Origin of the sequence: Flavobacterium xueshanense (assembly GCF_900112975.1) — a bacterium.
In the GTDB taxonomy this organism is placed as follows: domain Bacteria; phylum Bacteroidota; class Bacteroidia; order Flavobacteriales; family Flavobacteriaceae; genus Flavobacterium; species Flavobacterium xueshanense.
On record NZ_FONQ01000019.1, the window covers coordinates 21,336 to 40,548 of the forward strand.

Below are 19,213 nucleotides of genomic sequence, written 5' to 3' on the forward strand. Positions count from 1 at the left end.
AGTAGATTGTTTTTAGGTATTAAATCTTCTTTTTTAATTCTTTTAATTATTATATTTCACATTAAAATTTTCAACGTAAAAAATTTTTGAGTTGATTACAAAGGGTTTCCAACTGCTTGTGAAAAAAAAGAGATAAGAATTAAATTGAGTAAGAATTTTAAAAAGTTTAAAAATAATCAATCGACAATTAGAAGTTTTGTAGGTCGTTATCTATTTTTTTTTCAGATTGTTTTGTAACAATATTAGTTATAGCAAATTGTAAAATTGTTCCCAATATTCTTTTAATTGGATTGTGAGTACCTCCTAATAACACTCTTTTAGTCAAATATCCTGTTGTCATGCCCAGAACATTGCTTAGAATATTTCCTTTTATTTCAGGTGAAGTAGCTACTAATCCAAAAACCTTTTTTATTAAATTCAAAGGTTTTAAACTTTCAAGAGTGTAGTGATACTGATCTTTAAGTTGTACTAATTCATCAGCTTGCTTCATTTTCATTAATAAGATAGTTTCCTTAAGAATGTCTGTCTGATTTATCTTTTTCATATTAATTTTTTTTAAGCATTTTAACAATCATAAAATTGCTGATAGGCATTTTAAGCCATTCATCTTTAAATATGTAAAGAATAATTGCAACCAGTAAATAAAAACTTGATACTATAAAAAAGCCATAATATAGTTTCCCTACTAATTCCCCAATCCATAGAGAAAGGCCAATATTTACCAAAAAGGCAAACATTGCAAAAACAATAGAAACAGCCAATCGAGAGATAAGAGAAGACATAACATCAGCAGTTTTATCCACTGCATGTAACTTCGCCAGTTCTACTGTTGTTCTTGTGTAATCCTCTGCTCTTTTAAAAAGCATTTCTATTGTTGTTGCGTTGTTCTCCATGATATAATTTATAAACGGAATTAGATTAAAATTTAAAAATTAAATATCTAATTAGATATTTGTATTTTTAACCTCGTTTTTTGTATCGTAAAATTTAGATTTTCCTTCAGCAAGTAAAGTTTCGCCTTCACTTTTTGCATCGTAAAATTTCGATTTTCCTTCGGATACTAAAGATTCTCCTTCTTTCCAGATTTTCTCGTATTTTTGAGTAATTGAACCTAGTAAAGTATCTAACTTACCTTTTAATTCGTCAGCATAGTCATTACTTTTATCCATTATTTTTGTTCTTGTTTTGTCTCCTTTTTCAGGTGCAAACAATATTCCTAATAATGCTCCTACAGCTACTCCACCCAAAACTCCTAATATTATTTTATCTGCTTTCATAATTATTTATTTTAATTATTATTTATTAATTTAAAAATGAATTAAATACCTCTTCCTTGAATAAGTCTGAAAAGTATTGCTATAACTGCAATTACAAGAAGTACGTGAATTATTGATCCTAAGCTGAATGCAAAAAATCCTATTGCCCAAAAGATAACAAGTATTACTGCGATTGTATAAAGAAGATTGCCCATTTTTTTATTTTTTTTAATGATTTTATTATTTATGTAATTTTTTTAATAACGATTTAATTAGATTTTTCTACCTGAGATAAGTCTAAATAAGATTGCGATTACAGCAATAACAAGAAGGATGTGAATAATTGATCCTGCACTGTATGCAAAGAATCCAATTGCCCAAAAAATAACTAAGATTACTGCGATGGTGTAAAGAAGGTTGCTCATGATTTTTAGTTTTAGTGATTAGTTTATTTGTTTGTTTTTATTTTTTTAAAAATTTAATAAACCTTTACAGGAGTGTTAAATGTTTACCCTCAAAAAAATTGAGATATATTTATTTGTATTCTCGCACTAATTAAAATCCAAATGCAGCATAAACACTCAAGACACTGTTTTTAGCATCTGAAGAAGTAAAATCTGAATTGTCTTTTCCAATTTTAGTCAGTCCGTAATTGTAACGCACACCAAAACTTACAGGTTCTAAATCTAAACCTACACCTCCCGCAAGACCTGCATCAAATCTGTTGAAATCATCAACATTAATCTTGTCTTCAAAGTTGTAGTTACCGTTATCAGATTTGTTAGTAGTTTTACCACTTATCAAATAAGCAACATAAGGACCAGCGTGAATATTAAAGTTTTTGGTAACATTTACCATTAATAAAAGAGGTACTTCAATGTAATCTAATTTGAATTGTGCGGTTCCACTAACTAGCGCATTGTTGTAAACTAATTCAGATCCTTTTCCAGTATAAGAAATCTCAGGCTGTAAAAAGATGTTGTCTGAAATAGGTAATTTAGCAAAAAAGCCAAAATTAAATCCTGCTAAAACATTTTTATCATCAACATCATCAGTGTAGAAATTAGAGAAGTTTGTACCCCCTTTTACACCAAATTTAGTTACATTTTCTTGAGCTTGAACACTTGTGAAAGTCATTAAACTTAATACTAATGAAGCAAAAATTAGTTTTTTTGAATTTTTCATTTTGTTTGTTTTTATTGAATAATTATAGTACAAATATCTGCATCTTGTGCAGGTAAGTTGTTACATTACTTTTATTTAAAGTTACATTATTCACACTTCGATGCAATAAAATCAGTATTCGTATTGTTAAAAAACTACTAATTATACAAAAAAAGGCGAGTTTTTCAACTCGCCTTTTTAAATTACTATTTATTGTCTACTGTCATGTTTTTCATAGCAGTTCCTAATTCATCCATGTCTCGATTGTATTCTTCTTTAAAAGATTCCCAGTCACTATTAGTGTCGTTTTTGTACTCTTGCACTTTTAGTTTGATGTTCTTGTTTTTTTGCTCTAATTCTTCGATTTGTTTAGCATATATTTCATCAATTGATTTACCGGTTCTTTTCATTTTAGTTTTCATTTCCGCAATGCGAATTTCATTTTGCTTGATAGTGGAATCAGTGCTTTCTTTAAAATCATTCCATTCTTTCTCGGTAGCGGCAGCTCTTACATCTGACAATTCTTCTTTAGCATCATCAAGATTATCTCTTGCTTCTTCTACATTATCTTTAGCAGCTTCTTCTTTCTTGGAGGTATTTTGACATCCTACTAAGACAGTTCCAGCCAAGAATGTTGTTATGGCGAGTGTAAAAATTATTTTTTTCATTTTGGGTTATTTTTATTGTTTGTTTTGGAATTATATTTTAATTTTTAAAGGTAATTTGTTTATTATGAGTTCATTAAAGGTAATAAAATTATTTTTGTCAAGCAAAATTTTTAATTTCAAATCCTTTTATCTGATAGTAGTTTCTAGAATATTACGAATTAAATTCCTTGGAATATTTTAAGTAATTCTTCTCTGGTTATCCCTAGTTTTGCTTGATATTTTTTAAACATTTCTTCTTTTTTCTCTTCAGAAAAAAGTGCTTTATTATTCGTTAAAGCAGCAAACTTTTCTTTTAACTCTTTTTTTTGTTCTTCCCAGTTTCCCTCACGCTCTATCGGATCCATGTATTTATTGTGTATTGTATGCGAAATAGTTTTCACTTTACAAATTTGGGACTTTTACAAGCTGAAGCAGTTATATAACTTTAAAGATTAGTTTCATTATTCACTGATTCGATAGATTATAATACAGATTAGGAAAAAATCTAAAGAAATAAAATAGTATTTTTTAAATATTAAGAATTTAACTGAGAATAACGTTGTGTATTTGTATATTTATTTATGGCTCTGACTATATTTTTTTAGTAAATTTTCGAGAGATTCTTGATAATCGCTCAGTACTTTAATAGTTACTTCCGGATGATCAACATCAGGAATCGTCACTGGCATTTCTGATAAATACTTAATTAATTCAGGGTATTCATTGCGTATTTTCGTAGTAATTTCGAGTATTGCCTGATTTATTTCTTTTTCTGTTTTCATGATGATTTAAATTTTAAGAATGTTTTTAGTAGCATTTTTGTTTAAACCTAAAAAATAAAATCATTAAAACCATCATAATATTGAATGATGGTTTTAATAATTTTAGATTTTTTAGGTTATATATAAACACTGTTTTTAAGTTTAAAAAAACAGCATTTTAAGCAATCATCTTATAATATAATAAAAGCTCCAATGTCAGTTGTGATACCAGCTGTCACTACTATATTAGTTTTTGTTACAGGTAATGAGGGTAGAGCAGGAGTGATGGTAATAGTGTAAGTTCCCGGAGAAAGTCCCATTACTAAGAAATCACCGTTTTCATTAACATTACTCGTATAACTTACAGCTGTCGCTGAAGTTGCTTCAACTACCGCCATTTTTCCTATTGGAGTAATTTTACCTTTTATAGAACCGCTAATTGCTTTTTCAATGGTTCTAATAACCGGTTTCAGTTGATATTCCCCATTTCCTAATTTCACCACTGATTTATTGGCATCAAAGTCCAAAAGAACAGTGTACAATATACCTTCCTGAAGTGTTTGGTTAACTTTAAGTTTTAAACCACTTTGTTCTGCACTTGGAGTCCTCAAAGGGTAACTTACACCATCAAGAACTACTGTATTATTAGCACCGAGAATAAGTCTAATTTGTTTTACTGAAGAAATTTCCAGTGAATCAGTTGCAAGTAATGTATCGACACCATTAGAAAATTCAAGCAAGTTAAAAATCCCTTTTTTTACATTAAGTACTACAGTTTTGCCATCTTCACCAATAACTTCTACACCTTGAATATCAACATTCACTTCATCGTATGGTCCGGGTGCATCAGTCAATCTTACTGAATATGGATAACTCGCATTGTTATCATCATTGTTGCATGAATTGATTATTAATCCAAGCATGATGAAAGACAGAATAATTTTAATTTTTTTCATTATCATTTAATTTAGGGTTCAAAATATTTATAGATTTGTAAAGATACTTCGTGCTTTAAAAATAAATGTTATAAAACTTTATTATAAAGTTGTAGAATTTTAACTTTTAAGTATTTAAAAAATAAGAATTTTATTAATTAAGAGCGCTTTAGAGTAAATTTTTTTCGATATCTCTATTCAAAGGTATTTGTTAAAAAAACTATTTTAAAGAATCATTTTTAGCACCTATTTTTAATTCTTTTTTCATTTCCTCTTCTTCTAAATCAACTGCATCTTCCAGTTTTTGTTCTTCTGCTTTTTTCTTTTTATTGAAGTATCCTCTCAATAAAAAATTATTTTTGGCAGCTTCAATAACTTCATTCATTCCTTTCGTCGCAGATTTAACGTTTGTTAAAGATGAATCTATAACTTTCCCCATTCTTTCATCGCTAACCAGTTTAGACAAAGCTCCTTTTCCATTATTCATATTTAAGGTAAATTTTTTGAATTCAGTAGAGCTATTTTCAAGATTAGTAACCATCATTTTTATGCTATTTCCAAATTCCTCATCAGAAACTAATCTGGATAATGCACCGTTCCCATTGTTCATGCTGTAGCTGAATTGAGCAAGTTGTGCTGTAATAATTCCGGCGTTATCGACACTTTTTTTGACACTTACCATTAAATCATCCATTTCTATAGATTGTTTGGAAGCAATGTAATTGCTGTTTTCTACCATTACTTTAGAGTTTTTACCTGAGGAAATGGTAAGTACTTTATCGCCCATCAAACCATCTGAGTTAATACTGGCTATAGCATCTTTTTTAATGTATTTACGAACTTCGTCTTTGATGACTAATTTAATTACTACAGAAGTGTCCGTCAAAAATTCAATTTCATCAACAGTACCAATATTGATACCTGATAAACGAACATTATTTCCTACTTCAAGCCCATTAACCGAATTAAACTTTGAATATAATTCAAACGTAGATCCAAATAAATTTTTTTGTTTTCCAACAAAATAGATGGTCCCTACAAAAAGTATTAATCCTATGATTACAAACATTCCCAATTTCCATTGGTATCCCGATCCTTTATTCATTTTTTATTTTTTTATTGGTTATATGAAAAAAGAGCGAACCCATTCATCGTCGCTTTTTTCTAATTCTTCGTACGTTCCTTCTGCATGTATTATGCCTTCTTTTAAAATAATGATACGGTCACCAGTATGTTTGGCACAAGGCATATCATGCGTAATTATTATAGAAGATGTTTTATTTTTCTTTTGGATTTCTAATATAAGTTCACTTATTTCTCTGGAAGTTATAGTGTCTAATCCTGTCGTGGGTTCATCGTATAAAATTATTTCAGGTTTTAATATAAGTGTTCTTGCAAGTCCAATTCTTTTGCGCATACCACCGGATAATTCTGAAGGCATCTTATCAATAGCTTCGCTCAAACCTACACTTTCCAAAACATCTTTTATTTGATTTTCCACTTCCTCAGCAGATAAATCCTTAGCATGTCTTTTCAAAGTAAAGCCTAGGTTTTCTCGAACACTCATCGAATCATACAAAGCTGCATTTTGAAATAAAAATCCAATGCGAACCCTAATTTTGTTTAGTTCATTATTGTCTAATTTGGTGATATCAGTTCCAAAAACATTTATTTCGCCTTTATCAACTTCGACTAAACCAACTAAGCATTTTATAGCAATTGATTTCCCTGAACCGGATTTTCCTAATACAACTAAGTTTTCTCCCTTGTTGACAGAAAAAGTAACGCCTTTCAAAACCTCGTTTTTACCGAAGGATTTATAAATTTCTTTAACTTCTATAACTGGTGCATTAGTGTCAACCCTTGAAATACCATTTATTGGTGTCTTTTCTTGTATCATTTTAAAAGAATAAATCAGTTATTTGTACAGCAAGCATATCAATAATAAATATTGTCAGCGATGCAGTGACAACTGCAGAGTTAGCGGCTTTACCAACACTTTCCGTTCCATTAGCAGCATTAAATCCTTTGTAACAGCCAATCATTCCAATAAAAAAGCCAAAGAAAAAAGTTTTTATGGTTGCTGGAAAAATGTCTAAAAAGGCTATGGATTCTAAAACTTGAGCCAGGTATCGGTATAAGCCCACTTCACTATGGATATTGATTCCAACATATCCTCCTAAAACTCCCACGCCGTCAGCATAAATTACTAATAACGGAATCATAAAAGTTGTTGCTAAAATTCGGGTAACCACTAAATATTTAAAAGGATTTATGGCTGAAACTTCCATAGCATCAATTTGTTCTGTTACTTTCATGGATCCTAATTCGGCACCAATACCTGAGGAAACTTTTCCTGCACAAATTAAAGCGGTTATTACAGGAGCTATTTCTCTTATAAGGGATAACGCAACCATGCTTGGTAACCAGGATTCTGCACCAAACTTAGCCAAAGTAGGTCTCGATTGCAATGTAAGAACTAGTCCCATTATGAAACCCGTGATAGTCACTAATGGTAGTGATTTGTAGCCAATAACATAACATTGTTTAATGAACTCCTTCATTTCATACGGAGGCTTAACTACTTCTTTAAAAAAGCGTGCAGCAAACATTGTAACTTTGCCTACATCATTAAAAGTTTCTTTTAGATAGATAGTTATATTCTCCTTTTTTGTGGTTACTATGTTATTCATTTATCATTAATATTATTTTTTGATTTTTTGAAGGCAAATGATTTCGTCTGTTTGTAAATAAAGGATATTGTCAAGGAAATTTAGGTTACTCAGTCTAATTACTTATCATAATTATCTTTGCGGAGCTGTAAATCCGTGAAATTCTTTTTCTATTGTTTAAAATATTCAGAAGAAAAACAATTCTGAGAAATTTTTTTTTAATTTATGTTAAGCATGCATTTGGATTTTTATAAAATTAATTATCAGGATTACTAGGTAATAATCTTGAAAAATTTGTATTTAAATTTGAAATATGCACTTGATTCTAATAACTATCAAATTCTAATTGTTTGAAAATTTTAAGTAATTGAATTACAATAAAATAAAATTTGCAGCATATTTGTTTTACGATAACATCAAATCACCTAATTTTTTAACTTTATCATGATGTGCTGTCAACAAAAGTTGTTGTGATTTAAGCATAATATGAAGCTCAGCAGTAAGATGATCCAGGTTATCAGACAAGGTGTCTTTATAACTTTTTATAGCCACAAATTCATTGTATTCAAGCGTGTTTAAAATATCTTCTCTGTCTTGCCCGATAAGTTTTGCTTTAAAATTAATCCAGAGTCTTACTAATAAACTGTTATTTCTGGCCACATCAACAGGAACTACTCCCATTTTCTGAAGCTCTTCAACGAGTTCTGATTTGAAAATTGCGCTTGTTTTCTGGAATTCGGAAAATAAATCTTTTAAATCGTTCTCTTCAGTTACTTTTTTAGCTGTTTCATAAATCTCAATTCTTTCGTTGTTGATTTCAAGGAGATTATTTAAAACTACGATTGATTTCTCTTTATTCATCATCTTAATTATTAGGTATTAAACGAACTGAAAGTATATTTTTCGGGAGAGAACTGTTGATTAATAAAAAGACATAAAACATAATTATTTAATCAATTTATTCAAACTGCTTGGAAAGTCATTTCTCAGTTTTAAATAGTAATATTATTATAAGTTTCTTTTTAGATTGTTACTATAACCGAAGAAGTAATTCAACAAGAATAGTAATGGATATGGCTCAATTTTACATGAAACTAAAATTTATTTGTTGTAAGAACAAGTTGCATTCCCGGGTACTGAACATCTGCGTTGTCTTCAGCTGTAATAAATATTTTTACAGGCTCAAATGATGTAACCGTTTCAAAACTCGCTTTAAGTTTTGAAGACATAAAACCAGTGTCGCTTTTAATTTGTCCAATATTTTTCACAACAGAATCTTCCGTTTCCATCCAAACAACGTACACATTTTTAGAAGGTTGTAATCTAGTTACTTCTGCTAAATTTGTGATTTCTATTTTAATCGAATTGTTCTTATTACTGTCTTTTTTAACACTCACTTTTCCTTGTGCAGCCGGAACTACTGAAGATTTTTGAAAAGCAATATTTTTGCCGCAAGAAGCAAATGATAAAAATATGATTAAGGATAGAGCGCAAATGAATATTTTTTTAATATCTGAATTTAATTGAATTGTCATTGTATGTTTTTTTTAAATTATTATACAGCACAAATTTCACAATCAAAGCAATAAATATGTTATATAAATATTGTAAAAAGTTACATTATTCACACGTAAATAAAAATGATTTCCTTGGTTTATGCATTTTTTTTATTACCAACCACCAGTAAAACAACGCCACCTACAGCAAGTACAATTCCTATTATTGGCGACCAGGCTATTGGATGATTTACTTCTTTATTTATTTCAATAGGTCCTATGTCAACTACTTTTTCTGTAGTTGTAAAATTAAAGCTATTGTAAAGCAACATTAGTACTCCTAAAACAATCAGTATAATTCCTATGGTTTTGCTTTTCATTTTTATTTATTTAAAAGTTAATTTGTTTAAAAGTTATTTTTTAGTATTTAAATTATGCTTTAGAAAAATATTCTTTGACAAAATTATGTTGCTGATTTAAGGTCATCTTATCAATTTCTTTGTTTTCGAATTCAATTTTAAGAAAATGTTTATCTCCACTTACTAGATCCAACAAATCTACTTTTGCATCATTAAGACCATAAAGAATTACGCGTTTATGGTTTTTAATTGTTTCACCAATTTTTTGTATTAGTTGTACAATTGTTTTTGGTCTTTGTCAGGCATTAAATTTTCGTTTTTTGCTAAACATTTATTTTTTTCCTTGCTTGAAAACTTTGATTCGGTAGTTTCAATTTCAAAATATTTTAATGTAAGTTCCATTAGATCCGCTAGTACTGATCCATCTAAAAACCTAATTATTTCGATGCTGTCATGATGATTTTTTTTTAGATTTAGTAATGTTACGTGATTTAATATAGGTAATAATTAATTGTAAAAGTCTAAAGTTCAGTCGTTTATTTATTATAATTATCGTATAAATTTACATAAAAATTATATAATTACATGTTTGTAAATCATATTAATGGGTGAGATTGCTTTTATCTGAAGGAAATTTTGTTACTTTATTTGTATTTCAAATTTTTATAGGAATGTTTCTTTTTTCTCTTTTCAAAGATTTTTCTAAAGTTAATCTCGCCATCAAATAGCTCACAGTTGACTCCGCACCTTGATTTAGATTTACATAATTATCTTCTAATCCATCATAACATCCTCCAGTGCATGGATTGTAAATAATTTGGTATAAATGATTGTTTCCCAAAAACCAATTAAATGCGATTTCCATTTTTTGGAGGTATTGTTCATTTTCAAAAACAATAGCAAATTTGCTTAAAGCAAGAATAGTATATGCCACATCAATAGGTTGTTCTCCACCTATAGGACTCGGAGCCAATTTATTTTCTTTGTTAAGCCATCCTTTATTAGAAATTACCCGAATCTTGTTTTCTACAAAAATTTCAGAAAGAAGAAAGTCAAAAGATGTTTTTGCAATTTCCTTATAAATTAATTTTCCTGTGACTAACCAAGCACAAAGCATAGCTTCAGGCAAAATACTGTTACCATAAGTAAGATAACTTTCAAACCAAGTCCATTCTTTTTCTGCTTCGTGTGTATACATTTGTACTAACCTGTTGGTCAGTTTTGTAATTGTAGAGATGTTTTGCTTTGATGCTTTTTTTATATTGTAATAATAAATCCCTTTAATTATAAAAGCCATAGCTCGCGTGGAATGAATTTCAAGCACTTTTAATAAGGCTCGTTGCATTGTAACATCAGCATCCTTTGCTAAATCATCTGGAAGAATAGCACCGATTGAATTTAAATAGCCTAAAGCCCATATCGCTCTTCCATTCGAATCTTCCAAGTTTGTAGTATAATTTTGCGCTGTAAAAAGGTATTCTTCATCTACATAATTTAGAAAATACCCGTCAGGCTGTAAACAATACTTTATAAAATCAAAATAGATCTGAATGTATTTTAAATTCTCTTCGTCCTTTGTTAATTCATACTGTTGACACATAGCTACCATTGCTCTGGCATTGTCATCTAAAGTGTATCCCGAATCAATATCAGGTTGATTAATATTCGAAAACTGAATCATTCCAAAAGGTGTGGTTAGCTTTTTTATATGATCAAGATTGACTTTTGGAATTTTATAACGCAAGCTGAAGTTTTCTTCTCCAATTTTCTCAAATAACATAGCGTGAGCAATTGCTGCATTTTCCCAAGCGGTAGGAGCTATTTTATGCAAACCGTTTGATCCCATATTTTTTCTCAATTGCTCATTTAGCAACAGGATATTTGTTTTTTTAGCTAATTGTTTCGGATTGTCAAAATCAATGATAATTCCAACATCATTTTTTAATACTTCACACACATGGGGGATAGGTGTTGAAATAATTGGGCAGCCACAACTAATAGCGTACGAAAAGGTTCCGCTTACCGCTTGATTCGGATCTTTGGAAGTAAATAAATAAATATCAGTAAGTTGTAAATATTCTAAAAGATTCGGTAAAGGTAGAAAATGATTTATAAAGTGAACATGTTCCTGAAGTTGTAAGTCTTCAATCTTAGCTTGAAGCATCAAACGGTATTTTTCGCCTTCTTCTTTTACAACAGATGGATGGGTTTTTCCAATAATTAAAAATATCACGTCTTTATTCTTTTTTACTATTTCCGGTAATGCATCTAAAGTGGTTTCAATGCTTTTCCCGGAGCTTAACAATCCAAAAGTCGAAAGTATTTTTTTTCCAGTTAATTTGTATTTAATTTTTAATTCCTCTTTGTCAGAATGAGGAACTAAATGAGTTCCATGTTGAATTATTGTGATTTTATCTACAGCAACACCATAATCTTTAACTAATAGATCAGCAGCGGAATTCGTCATTACAATAATGGAATGCGCTTCTTGTACTATTTCTTGAACATTTGCTTCCAAGGATGGATTTGGTCTGGGTAGTACTGTATGGAAAACAATGATAACAGGTTTTTGAACTACTTTTAAAAACTGTTTTAAATCAGATTCATTATTTTTAAATAATCCGAATTCATGCTGAATCAATACCATCTGAAGATTGATATTAGTATTAATTTTATTCGCCAAATTGCTAAAACCATTCGGATGATCTGTATTAAGTATATATTTTATAGAATCAGTATAAACATGTTGCTCATTATTAGATTCTAAAGGGCAAATTGTTATTTTAAAACAATCCTTGAATTTATTATTTAAAGCTTTGATCAAATCTTGGGAATAGGTTGCGATACCGCATTCTCGAGCAGGGTACGTTGTAATAAATAGGATTTCCGGCAACTCTTTTTTAATATCTATAAGGAGTAAATTATTCAACTCATTCACATAAGCTTTTGAGGGGATACTTTTGGATTGGATATTTTGACGTTTAACCTTGATTTTATTAAGCATTATCTATAATTTAGGATTAATTCTTTGCGTAATTGTAATTAATTAAGTAACAGCCTACTCATTTATAGACGGTATCATAATTGATATAAAGCTTATTTTTAAATAAAGCAGCATCTAAAGGGAAACAAACTTTATTCACTTCTCCTTTTAATTCTCAACTTAATTAGGTTTTAAATATGAGGATAAGGTGATTGTGCTATTTTTTTCTGGGGTCATGTAAATCAAACAATGCTTTGAAAACTGAATAAATAAAGAATTTCGTAATATTTTTAAAATCGATATATTATTAACCAGTCAAATTCTTTTTCAATCGAAGGACGTTCTTAACCATGAAACGGTAAGTGGTCCATTAAATTTAATGTAATATTATAAGCTTACGATCCTGAAAAACAAATTGAAATTATTTCCTTCTTTTATTTATGCAGGATTTAAATCTCCTTCATTTTTAAAATCGAATAACGTTTTCTGAATTTTAATACCTTTTTTTTTTACAGCTATCGTTTGAGTTGCATGAAAATCTCATTGATAAAAATTTTTTTTAAAAAAACATCATATGCATTAAGTCCATTAGAATTTCAAGATATAAAGATCTGTTTCTTATTTGCTTAAAGTGTTATATAAATTTTAAAATTAGTTATATTATTTACAGTTTTATATGCTAAGTTTATTTGCTTTATAAAAAACTCAGTAATAATGCGAATCAAGGGTTTAAAGATTAAGTTTATAAAGGCAGCTCCAATCTTATTAAACAGATGTATTAATAATCCTTTTGTGGATCTGACTTTACATGCTCTTTGAATATTTGTTTTTTCCATCAACCAATTAAAAAGAGATTCTGTAGGTTGTGTAACTCTAAACACTGCTGTTAAATAAATGTCATTTGAAGCTTGGATATACTAATTTAGCATGGAGACAGAGTTAAGATAAAAATTTATTACAAATAAAAAAATACAGTAATTAAACAATCTTTCTTTAAAACAAATAAAACCTCAAAATTCTCGCTAAACACAATATCTTCGCAAAAAAAAATATCCTAAAAATGACAACTCATCTCGCATTACTTCGTGGCATCAATGTTTCCGGTCACAGTATGATAAAAATGGAGGCGCTAAAAACGACTTTGGAAGCTATTGGTTTTCAAAATGTGCAAACCTATATTCAATCGGGAAATGTTTTTGTAGATACCGAAGAAGAGAATGCCGCAGCTGTTGGTTTCAAAATAAAGCAGGAAATTTTCAAGGCTTTTGGTCATGAAGTGCCTGTTGTGGTTATTGGTTCCGCAGATTTAGAAGCGTGTTTTAAGAACAATTCTTTCTTGAAGGAAAAAGATATTGAGACTAAGAAGTTATACGTGGCTTTTATTTCGACCACTTTGCAAAGTAGCAGTATGAATGATTTGAGAATTAGCCAATTCAAACCGGATGAAGCAAGTATTGATGGCAATAAAATTTTTATTAAATACGCTATTGGAGCCGGAAAAACCCGATTTGACCAAAAATACATCGAGAAAAAACTAAATGTTATTGCAACGATACGAAATTGGAATACAGTGACGCAATTGCTGAAAATATATAAAGAAAGGTAGTAAATTTACGACTTTAAGTCCTTTATGACCGCTAATTTGCTAATTATAAATGGTATTATCTTTCTTCAATTTGCATATTAGCTTTATTTTTTTTGAAGTAAAATCCACATGATTGATAGTCCATTTTTCACCTTAGAAAAAAATATTTATAATTTGACGCAACCTTTTGCATAAAAAATCATTTTATCAATATCTGTAAAATCAGATGCATAAAAAACCAAATTATTCTCGTTGTTTTCCTTATTGTTTTTAATTCCTGTTCAAAGCAAACAATAACAATAGATAATTCTGGTTATTATGGAAAATGGAATTTAGTAGCAATGTCGGGATCTACACCTAATTCTGAAGTTACAGGCGCAGCAATGGCTGGCAAGAATTTTATTTGTTCAATGCCAACGGGACATTCACAAAAACGAGAGAAGCAAATTCGGTAAATACAACATTTTCGAGAACTTACACAACTACGAAACAATCGGACGGAATATCTTTTGAACTTATCTATCCGAGAGACAGCGAGATTATAGGCAGCTGTTTCGGAAATCAAAAAGAAGTATTATTTTTAACTTCCAATAATTCCTTGTCGAGCACTTGGAATTTTTGTGATGGTCCCGGATTAAAATATAAAAAGTAAATTACAAGTGCTTATTAAAACATTTTCGTAAGGTTTAGTTTTGGTTAATTTTAAGATTATAAAGCACTTTTGCTAAAGAGTACTCAGAAGTTGAAAAACTTTTGACGCTCTTTTTCTATTTTTAAACCATTATTATAAAAATTAAATTCATCGTAAAGCGGTGAATTTATTAGCCTTTAAAGAGATTATTTTCCAACCAAATCACAATACCAAAATCCATAATCAAAGGCATCAGAAACACTTGTATCACAGGCGGTGTCTGAGGAATCTTCTTTTTTTGGTTTTTCGTATTTTCGGTACACTACTTCTCCAATTTCAAAATCAATTGGTTTGGCGAAAATGGGACCGTCAAATGTGAAGGTGTGAAATTCACCATTTTCGCCACAAACATCTACATTTTGAGGTAAATCGTTTATGAAATCCTGGTCGATAACGCGACCAACGAAGCTTTTATCTAAAAACCGTTCATTTACACAAACCACAATTGTTTTAAAACCTAAACTGATAAATTCCTGAATGAGTTCGTGCGTTGGCATTTTCCAAAGTGGGAAAATACCTTCGAAACCTATTTCTGCTAATTTATCTTCCCGGTATTTACGTAAATCTTCCAGAAAAATATCTCCAAAAATAGAGTGGGTGACACCTCGGTTTTTTAGTGTAGCCAATGTTTCCCGCATCACATTTTCGTATACTTCCATGGTGGGCATTTCAGGAATTTGCATAATTTTAAGTGGTAACCCTATGCTTTTGGCTTGCTGTTGTAATAATTCAACTCTAACACCATGCATAGAAACACGCTGATATTGTTGGTTTACACTGGTTAGTAAACAGGCAATTTCAATTTTTGGATTTTGTAGGGTTTTATATAATGCCAGCGCAGAATCCTTGCCGCTGCTCCAATTAAATAACGCTTTCTTTTTCAATTTAATTTTCTTGTAATTTTCTGGAGGTAAACTTACAAAATTAGTCGGATTAGTTTGAGAAACCTTTGTAACTTTGAAAATCGCAGGATTAAATGCCCTAATAATGAAATACCTATTTTTTTTTATTTCCTCATTCACATTTGCCCAACAAACCCAATTTGTTGATTTTAAATCGGTTCTGGGAAAAATTGCAGTAAATCCAATTGAAAAAACTGTTTCGGGAACTATTGATTATGATTTCGAAGTTTTAAAATCCATCGATACCATTAAAATTGATGCTCAAAACATTGAATTTTCGGACATGAAATTGAATGGAAAAACGATTAATTACATCAATACACAGAAACAATTACAAATTATTTTTCCGTTTAAAAAAGGAAAAAATAACCTGACTTTTCAGTATTTGGCTAAGCCAAAGCAAACGATGTATTTCGTTGGCTCAGAAGCAAATTATAATGTGCAAATCTGGACGCAGGGACAGGGAAAATATACCAGTCATTGGTTTCCTAGTTTTGATGATGTGAATGAAAAAGTGGTTTTCAATTTGAATATTTCATATAATAAAGAGTATCAGGTAATTTCAAATGGAACGTTGAAGTTTAAATCAGGACTTGATGGACTTTCGGTTTGGCAATACCAAATGCAAAAACCAATGAGTTCCTATGTATTGATGCTTGCCATCGGAAAATTTGAAAAAAATGTCCAAAAATCAAAGTCGAGAATTCCTTTAGAAATGTATTTGGAACCAAAAGACGTTACCAAATTTGAACCAACCTATCGCGATTCTAAAAAGATGTTTGATTTTTTAGAAAAAGAAATAGGAGTGAAGTATCCGTGGGAGATTTACAAACAAGCACCCGTTCGGGATTTTTTATATGCTGGAATGGAGAATACATCTGCAACGCTTTTCAACACGCGTTATGTGGTGGATTCTACAGGTTTTGAGGACAGAAGTTACACGAACGTCAATGCGCATGAATTAGCGCATCAGTGGTTTGGGAATTTAATCACTGCCGAAAGTAGCAAGCATCATTGGCTGCAGGAAGGTTTTGCCACCTATTATGCGTTGCTGGCCGAAAAGGAAATTTATGGAGAAGATTATTTTTATTCCAAATTACACGAGTCCGCGCAACAACTGAAATATGCTTCCCGAACGGATACGATTCCTGTTTTGAATGCCAAAGCCAGTTCGTTGGCGTTTTATCAGAAAGGCGCTTGGGCACTTTTTGTTTTACACGAAGAAATAGGCGATAAGGCGTTCAAAAAAGCAATAAAAAACTATTTGAAAAAACATGCGTTTCAGAGTGTAAATACACAAGATTTTTTTGCTGAAATCAAAAAAGTATCAAGTTATGATTTGGATAATTTCAGTAAAGTATGGCTTGAAACTACCGTTTTCAATACACAACAGGCCAATAATTTATTGCTTAAAAATAAAGCAATTCAAATGCTGTTTGAAGTAGATAAATTAAAAAATAAACCGTTGTCAGAGAAAAGAGATTTTCTAAAAAAAATAATGCAATCTGATGTGCATTTTTCAGTAAAAGAAGCGATTCTGAATCAATTAAAAAATGAAAAATGGGAAGACAAAAAGAATCTTTTTACTTTCGCTTTAGAAACTAAAAATGTGCAATTACGGCAAACAGTTGCCGCTTCATTTAATGAAATTCCGGAGAGTTTCAGAACGCAATATGAAACTTTATTAGAGGACAAATCATATCAAACACAAGAATTGGCGCTGTATAATTTATGGAATAATTTTCCGGAACAACGCATTCACTATTTGGAAAAATCAAAAACCTGGATGGGTTTTAATGATTTTAATTTAAGGACGTTATGGCTGACATTGGCTTTGTCGACGCCGGATTATGCTTTTGATAAACAAGTTTTCGAAACCGAATTAATACAGTATTCATCAATTGATTATGAAGCGAATACCAGACAAAATGCGTTGGAGAAATTGCTTGCTTTCAAAATAACAAATGATGTTGTTTTGGGAAATCTGGTAAATGCCACTACGCATCACATGTGGCAATTCACTAAATTTGGTAGAGATAGCATTCGAAAACTATTGAAAAATCCAGAAATGAGAGCTTCTTTGGAAAGAATCGTTCCAAATTTAAATGAAGCCGAGGAATTTCAATTGAATCGGTTGTTAAAGGAATGAATTTTAAATCAATAAGGATTTTATTAACCACTAATTCACTAATTTCTAAAGATTATTTTTTTATAAACGAGTGAATTTTAGTTTTTTTTGTAACGTTGTATTTTTACCACATTTGACTCACTTCGTTTTTGATGTACGCCAAAGCCGCATTGCTAGGAGATTGTTTTTCCATCAAATCACTTAAAACTACTTCACGTAATTTATCGGCATTATCTACACGATCACTCATATTAGCTTTTCGAATCATTTGAATAGTACTGTTTTTTGCTGTGACAATGATCGTCCAGCATCCATCAGACATGTATATTTGCTGCGTTAAATTGTGTTCAAATTCTTGTTCGATTTGTGAAATAATCAGGTTTCCGTAATCATTTTTATCATTAGAAATGGGAGCAATCCGAATCAATAATTTAGTAGGATTGATGCGTTCCATATATAAAACCATGCGTTCATAGGCTTGTAAACGTAGTGGTAAAGTGTCTTTTTGAGCCTCTTTCTGCAACAACCAGCGTCTTGTATTTTGTTGATCTTTAAAATAAGAGTTAAATAAATAATAAGCCACTCCACCGGTAATTAGTGAAGGTATTGTGTACGCCAGAATTTCTATGATTTTTGTTGAATCCATTTTGATATGAAAAATTTAAAAGCAAAAATATACTTTTTTGAGTACAAAACAATTTCTATTTAATAGCAATAAATCAAACCGAATAGTATTTTTGCTATTCGTAACAGGAATATTTTAATTGAATACTATAATGGAGACTTATGTTCTAGTTTTACTTTGTTTAGCGGCCTTTGCTGCAGGATTTATTGACGCAATTGTTGGAGGTGGCGGATTGATTCAAACGCCCATGGGATTAATTTTATTGCCTAATCTTCCTGTTTCATCCGTAATTGGAACCTTGAAAGTTCCTGCTTTTAGTGGTACTTCCTTTGCAGCGTATCAGTATCTGAAAAAGGTAGAAATGAACTGGAAACTATTGTCGATTATGATGCTTTTGGCATTTCCATCGGCATTTTTGGGTTCTACTTTGTTGACGTATGTCCGTAATGATTTCATGAAACCGTTATTGTTGGTTGTCCTTTCATTTTTAGTGATTTACACCTATGCGAAGAAAAATTTTGGACAACACATCGAAAAAAATCATTCACCAAGAACCCAAATTTGGAATGCTATAGGAATCAGTTTTGTAGTTGGTTTGTACGATGGATTTATCGGTCCAGGAACCGGAAGTTTTTTGGTTGTGGCTTTTATTGCCATTATGGGTTTCGATTTTCTGCACGCTTCCGCAAATGCCAAAATGGTGAATCTGGCTACAAATTTCGGTTCTATATGTTTGTTTATTTTAAAAGGCAAAATCATATGGGCAATTGCACTGCCAATGGCTGCCAGTAATGCTCTTGGCGGTTGGATAGGTGCAAAACTGGCCATTAATAAAGGAAATAGTTTTATTCGAATTTTCTTTTTAGTTGTGGTCGTAGGGACTTTAATCCGTTTTGCATACGATGTATTTTTTAAATAATTTTTATATCAAATTAGCAATTTAGGAGATTATGACTTAAATATTTTTCCCTTTTTTAATAATTCTTTAGTGCAATACAGCGTTAAAATA

General features: G+C 30.5%; 23 protein-coding genes. 4 read left to right on the top strand and 19 right to left on the bottom strand.

Going from position 1 to position 19,213, the window contains the following annotated elements; all coding sequences use genetic code 11:
* Positions 1-187: 187 nt before the first annotated feature.
* The 17 genes from BMZ76_RS14135 to BMZ76_RS14205 all read right to left on the bottom strand — a co-directional run bounded on the left by BMZ76_RS14135 (position 188) and on the right by BMZ76_RS14205 (position 12,294).
* The gene (locus BMZ76_RS14135; RefSeq protein WP_091208271.1) at positions 188-544 is read right to left on the bottom strand and encodes a hypothetical protein; all 357 of its coding nucleotides are present in this window, start codon (positions 542-544) and stop codon (positions 188-190) included.
* 1 nt (position 545) lies between these two features.
* The gene (locus BMZ76_RS14140; protein WP_091208275.1) at positions 546-893 is read right to left on the bottom strand and encodes a hypothetical protein; all 348 of its coding nucleotides are present in this window, start codon (positions 891-893) and stop codon (positions 546-548) included.
* A 51-nt stretch (positions 894-944) separates the two neighbouring features.
* A complete protein-coding gene (locus BMZ76_RS14145) occupies positions 945-1,277 on the bottom strand; it encodes a YtxH domain-containing protein (protein WP_091208278.1) in 333 nt (110 codons plus the stop codon).
* Between the two features lie 41 nt (positions 1,278-1,318).
* A complete protein-coding gene (locus BMZ76_RS15785; protein ID WP_113633709.1) occupies positions 1,319-1,471 on the bottom strand; it encodes a lmo0937 family membrane protein in 153 nt (50 codons plus the stop codon).
* Positions 1,472-1,528: 57 nt separating this feature from the next.
* Positions 1,529-1,681 (bottom strand): lmo0937 family membrane protein, encoded by a 153-nt coding sequence (locus tag BMZ76_RS15790; RefSeq protein ID WP_121365230.1) that lies wholly within the window; start codon positions 1,679-1,681, stop codon positions 1,529-1,531.
* Positions 1,682-1,811: 130 nt separating this feature from the next.
* On the bottom strand, positions 1,812-2,441 hold the full coding sequence (locus BMZ76_RS14150) for a porin family protein (RefSeq protein ID WP_091208282.1): 630 nt from the start codon (positions 2,439-2,441) through the stop codon (positions 1,812-1,814).
* A 185-nt stretch (positions 2,442-2,626) separates the two neighbouring features.
* A complete protein-coding gene (locus tag BMZ76_RS14155; protein WP_143071103.1) occupies positions 2,627-3,088 on the bottom strand; it encodes a sll1863 family stress response protein in 462 nt (153 codons plus the stop codon).
* Positions 3,089-3,246: 158 nt separating this feature from the next.
* Entirely contained in the window at positions 3,247-3,432 is a 186-nt protein-coding gene (locus tag BMZ76_RS14160) for a general stress protein CsbD (RefSeq protein WP_091208290.1), read from the bottom strand.
* A gap of 210 nt (positions 3,433-3,642) precedes the next feature.
* Entirely contained in the window at positions 3,643-3,849 is a 207-nt protein-coding gene (locus BMZ76_RS14165; RefSeq protein ID WP_208857678.1) for a hypothetical protein, read from the bottom strand.
* Positions 3,850-4,019: 170 nt separating this feature from the next.
* Entirely contained in the window at positions 4,020-4,784 is a 765-nt protein-coding gene (locus BMZ76_RS14170) for a DUF4382 domain-containing protein (RefSeq protein WP_244281829.1), read from the bottom strand.
* 199 nt (positions 4,785-4,983) lie between these two features.
* A complete protein-coding gene (locus tag BMZ76_RS14175; RefSeq protein WP_091208300.1) occupies positions 4,984-5,868 on the bottom strand; it encodes an MlaD family protein in 885 nt (294 codons plus the stop codon).
* Positions 5,869-5,886: 18 nt separating this feature from the next.
* Complete coding sequence (locus BMZ76_RS14180) at positions 5,887-6,663, bottom strand: ABC transporter ATP-binding protein (protein WP_091208304.1); 777 nt, start codon at positions 6,661-6,663, stop codon at positions 5,887-5,889.
* Between the two features lies 1 nt (position 6,664).
* Positions 6,665-7,456, bottom strand: a complete 792-nt coding sequence (locus tag BMZ76_RS14185) for an MlaE family ABC transporter permease (protein WP_396230412.1) — start codon at positions 7,454-7,456, stop codon at positions 6,665-6,667.
* 384 nt (positions 7,457-7,840) lie between these two features.
* Positions 7,841-8,299, bottom strand: coding sequence for a PA2169 family four-helix-bundle protein (locus tag BMZ76_RS14190; RefSeq protein ID WP_091208308.1), 459 nt, complete (start codon positions 8,297-8,299; stop codon positions 7,841-7,843).
* Positions 8,300-8,529: 230 nt separating this feature from the next.
* A complete protein-coding gene (locus BMZ76_RS14195; protein WP_091208311.1) occupies positions 8,530-8,970 on the bottom strand; it encodes a hypothetical protein in 441 nt (146 codons plus the stop codon).
* 119 nt (positions 8,971-9,089) lie between these two features.
* Complete coding sequence (locus BMZ76_RS14200) at positions 9,090-9,311, bottom strand: hypothetical protein (protein WP_091208316.1); 222 nt, start codon at positions 9,309-9,311, stop codon at positions 9,090-9,092.
* Positions 9,312-9,945: 634 nt separating this feature from the next.
* The gene (locus BMZ76_RS14205) at positions 9,946-12,294 is read right to left on the bottom strand and encodes a glycosyltransferase (RefSeq protein ID WP_091208320.1); all 2,349 of its coding nucleotides are present in this window, start codon (positions 12,292-12,294) and stop codon (positions 9,946-9,948) included.
* A 1,039-nt stretch (positions 12,295-13,333) separates the two neighbouring features.
* On the opposite strand from BMZ76_RS14205, the gene BMZ76_RS14215 reads away from it, so the two are divergent.
* Positions 13,334-13,879 carry a DUF1697 domain-containing protein gene (locus BMZ76_RS14215; RefSeq protein WP_091208325.1) on the top strand — a complete coding sequence of 182 codons (546 nt, stop codon included), beginning with the start codon at positions 13,334-13,336 and terminating at the stop codon, positions 13,877-13,879.
* Positions 13,880-14,261: 382 nt separating this feature from the next.
* Positions 14,262-14,510: a hypothetical protein gene (locus tag BMZ76_RS15955; protein ID WP_091208329.1), complete on the top strand. Its 249-nt coding sequence runs from the start codon at positions 14,262-14,264 to the stop codon at positions 14,508-14,510.
* 185 nt (positions 14,511-14,695) lie between these two features.
* Here BMZ76_RS15955 and BMZ76_RS14225 read toward each other — a convergent pair whose 3' ends face one another.
* Positions 14,696-15,433 (bottom strand): Dph6-related ATP pyrophosphatase, encoded by a 738-nt coding sequence (locus BMZ76_RS14225; protein ID WP_091208332.1) that lies wholly within the window; start codon positions 15,431-15,433, stop codon positions 14,696-14,698.
* A 103-nt stretch (positions 15,434-15,536) separates the two neighbouring features.
* On the opposite strand from BMZ76_RS14225, the gene BMZ76_RS14230 reads away from it, so the two are divergent.
* Positions 15,537-17,600, top strand: coding sequence for a M1 family metallopeptidase (locus BMZ76_RS14230; RefSeq protein WP_091208335.1), 2,064 nt, complete (start codon positions 15,537-15,539; stop codon positions 17,598-17,600).
* A 103-nt stretch (positions 17,601-17,703) separates the two neighbouring features.
* On the opposite strand, the gene BMZ76_RS14235 is transcribed toward BMZ76_RS14230, so the two are convergent.
* Entirely contained in the window at positions 17,704-18,225 is a 522-nt protein-coding gene (locus tag BMZ76_RS14235) for a DUF7935 family protein (RefSeq protein ID WP_091208338.1), read from the bottom strand.
* Positions 18,226-18,355: 130 nt separating this feature from the next.
* Between BMZ76_RS14235 and BMZ76_RS14240 the strand changes: the two genes are divergently transcribed.
* Complete coding sequence (locus BMZ76_RS14240; protein ID WP_091208341.1) at positions 18,356-19,123, top strand: sulfite exporter TauE/SafE family protein; 768 nt, start codon at positions 18,356-18,358, stop codon at positions 19,121-19,123.
* The last annotated feature ends 90 nt before the right edge of the window (positions 19,124-19,213 follow it).

Excerpts from the sequence above, each read along its gene's own strand:
- BMZ76_RS14145 (WP_091208278.1), bottom strand. The coding sequence starts at position 1,277 with ATGAAAGCAGATAAAATAATATTAGGAGTTTTGGGTGGAGTAGCTGTA.
- BMZ76_RS15790 (WP_121365230.1), bottom strand. The coding sequence starts at position 1,681 with ATGAGCAACCTTCTTTACACCATCGCAGTAATCTTAGTTATTTTTTGG.
- BMZ76_RS14215 (WP_091208325.1), top strand. The coding sequence starts at position 13,334 with ATGACAACTCATCTCGCATTACTTCGTGGCATCAATGTTTCCGGTCAC.
- BMZ76_RS14200 (WP_091208316.1), bottom strand. The coding sequence starts at position 9,311 with ATGAAAAGCAAAACCATAGGAATTATACTGATTGTTTTAGGAGTACTA.
- BMZ76_RS14240 (WP_091208341.1), top strand. The coding sequence starts at position 18,356 with ATGGAGACTTATGTTCTAGTTTTACTTTGTTTAGCGGCCTTTGCTGCA.
- BMZ76_RS14165 (WP_208857678.1), bottom strand. The coding sequence starts at position 3,849 with ATGAAAACAGAAAAAGAAATAAATCAGGCAATACTCGAAATTACTACG.
- BMZ76_RS14140 (WP_091208275.1), bottom strand. The coding sequence starts at position 893 with ATGGAGAACAACGCAACAACAATAGAAATGCTTTTTAAAAGAGCAGAG.
- BMZ76_RS14155 (WP_143071103.1), bottom strand. The coding sequence starts at position 3,088 with ATGAAAAAAATAATTTTTACACTCGCCATAACAACATTCTTGGCTGGA.
- BMZ76_RS14135 (WP_091208271.1), bottom strand. The coding sequence starts at position 544 with ATGAAAAAGATAAATCAGACAGACATTCTTAAGGAAACTATCTTATTA.
- BMZ76_RS14180 (WP_091208304.1), bottom strand. The coding sequence starts at position 6,663 with ATGATACAAGAAAAGACACCAATAAATGGTATTTCAAGGGTTGACACT.
- BMZ76_RS15785 (WP_113633709.1), bottom strand. The coding sequence starts at position 1,471 with ATGGGCAATCTTCTTTATACAATCGCAGTAATACTTGTTATCTTTTGG.
- BMZ76_RS14150 (WP_091208282.1), bottom strand. The coding sequence starts at position 2,441 with ATGAAAAATTCAAAAAAACTAATTTTTGCTTCATTAGTATTAAGTTTA.
- BMZ76_RS14185 (WP_396230412.1), bottom strand. The coding sequence starts at position 7,456 with ATGAATAACATAGTAACCACAAAAAAGGAGAATATAACTATCTATCTA.
- BMZ76_RS14205 (WP_091208320.1), bottom strand. The coding sequence starts at position 12,294 with ATGCTTAATAAAATCAAGGTTAAACGTCAAAATATCCAATCCAAAAGT.
- BMZ76_RS14190 (WP_091208308.1), bottom strand. The coding sequence starts at position 8,299 with ATGATGAATAAAGAGAAATCAATCGTAGTTTTAAATAATCTCCTTGAA.
- BMZ76_RS14235 (WP_091208338.1), bottom strand. The coding sequence starts at position 18,225 with ATGGATTCAACAAAAATCATAGAAATTCTGGCGTACACAATACCTTCA.
- BMZ76_RS14160 (WP_091208290.1), bottom strand. The coding sequence starts at position 3,432 with ATGGATCCGATAGAGCGTGAGGGAAACTGGGAAGAACAAAAAAAAGAG.
- BMZ76_RS14175 (WP_091208300.1), bottom strand. The coding sequence starts at position 5,868 with ATGAATAAAGGATCGGGATACCAATGGAAATTGGGAATGTTTGTAATC.
- BMZ76_RS14170 (WP_244281829.1), bottom strand. The coding sequence starts at position 4,784 with ATGAAAAAAATTAAAATTATTCTGTCTTTCATCATGCTTGGATTAATA.
- BMZ76_RS14195 (WP_091208311.1), bottom strand. The coding sequence starts at position 8,970 with ATGACAATTCAATTAAATTCAGATATTAAAAAAATATTCATTTGCGCT.
- BMZ76_RS14230 (WP_091208335.1), top strand. The coding sequence starts at position 15,537 with ATGAAATACCTATTTTTTTTTATTTCCTCATTCACATTTGCCCAACAA.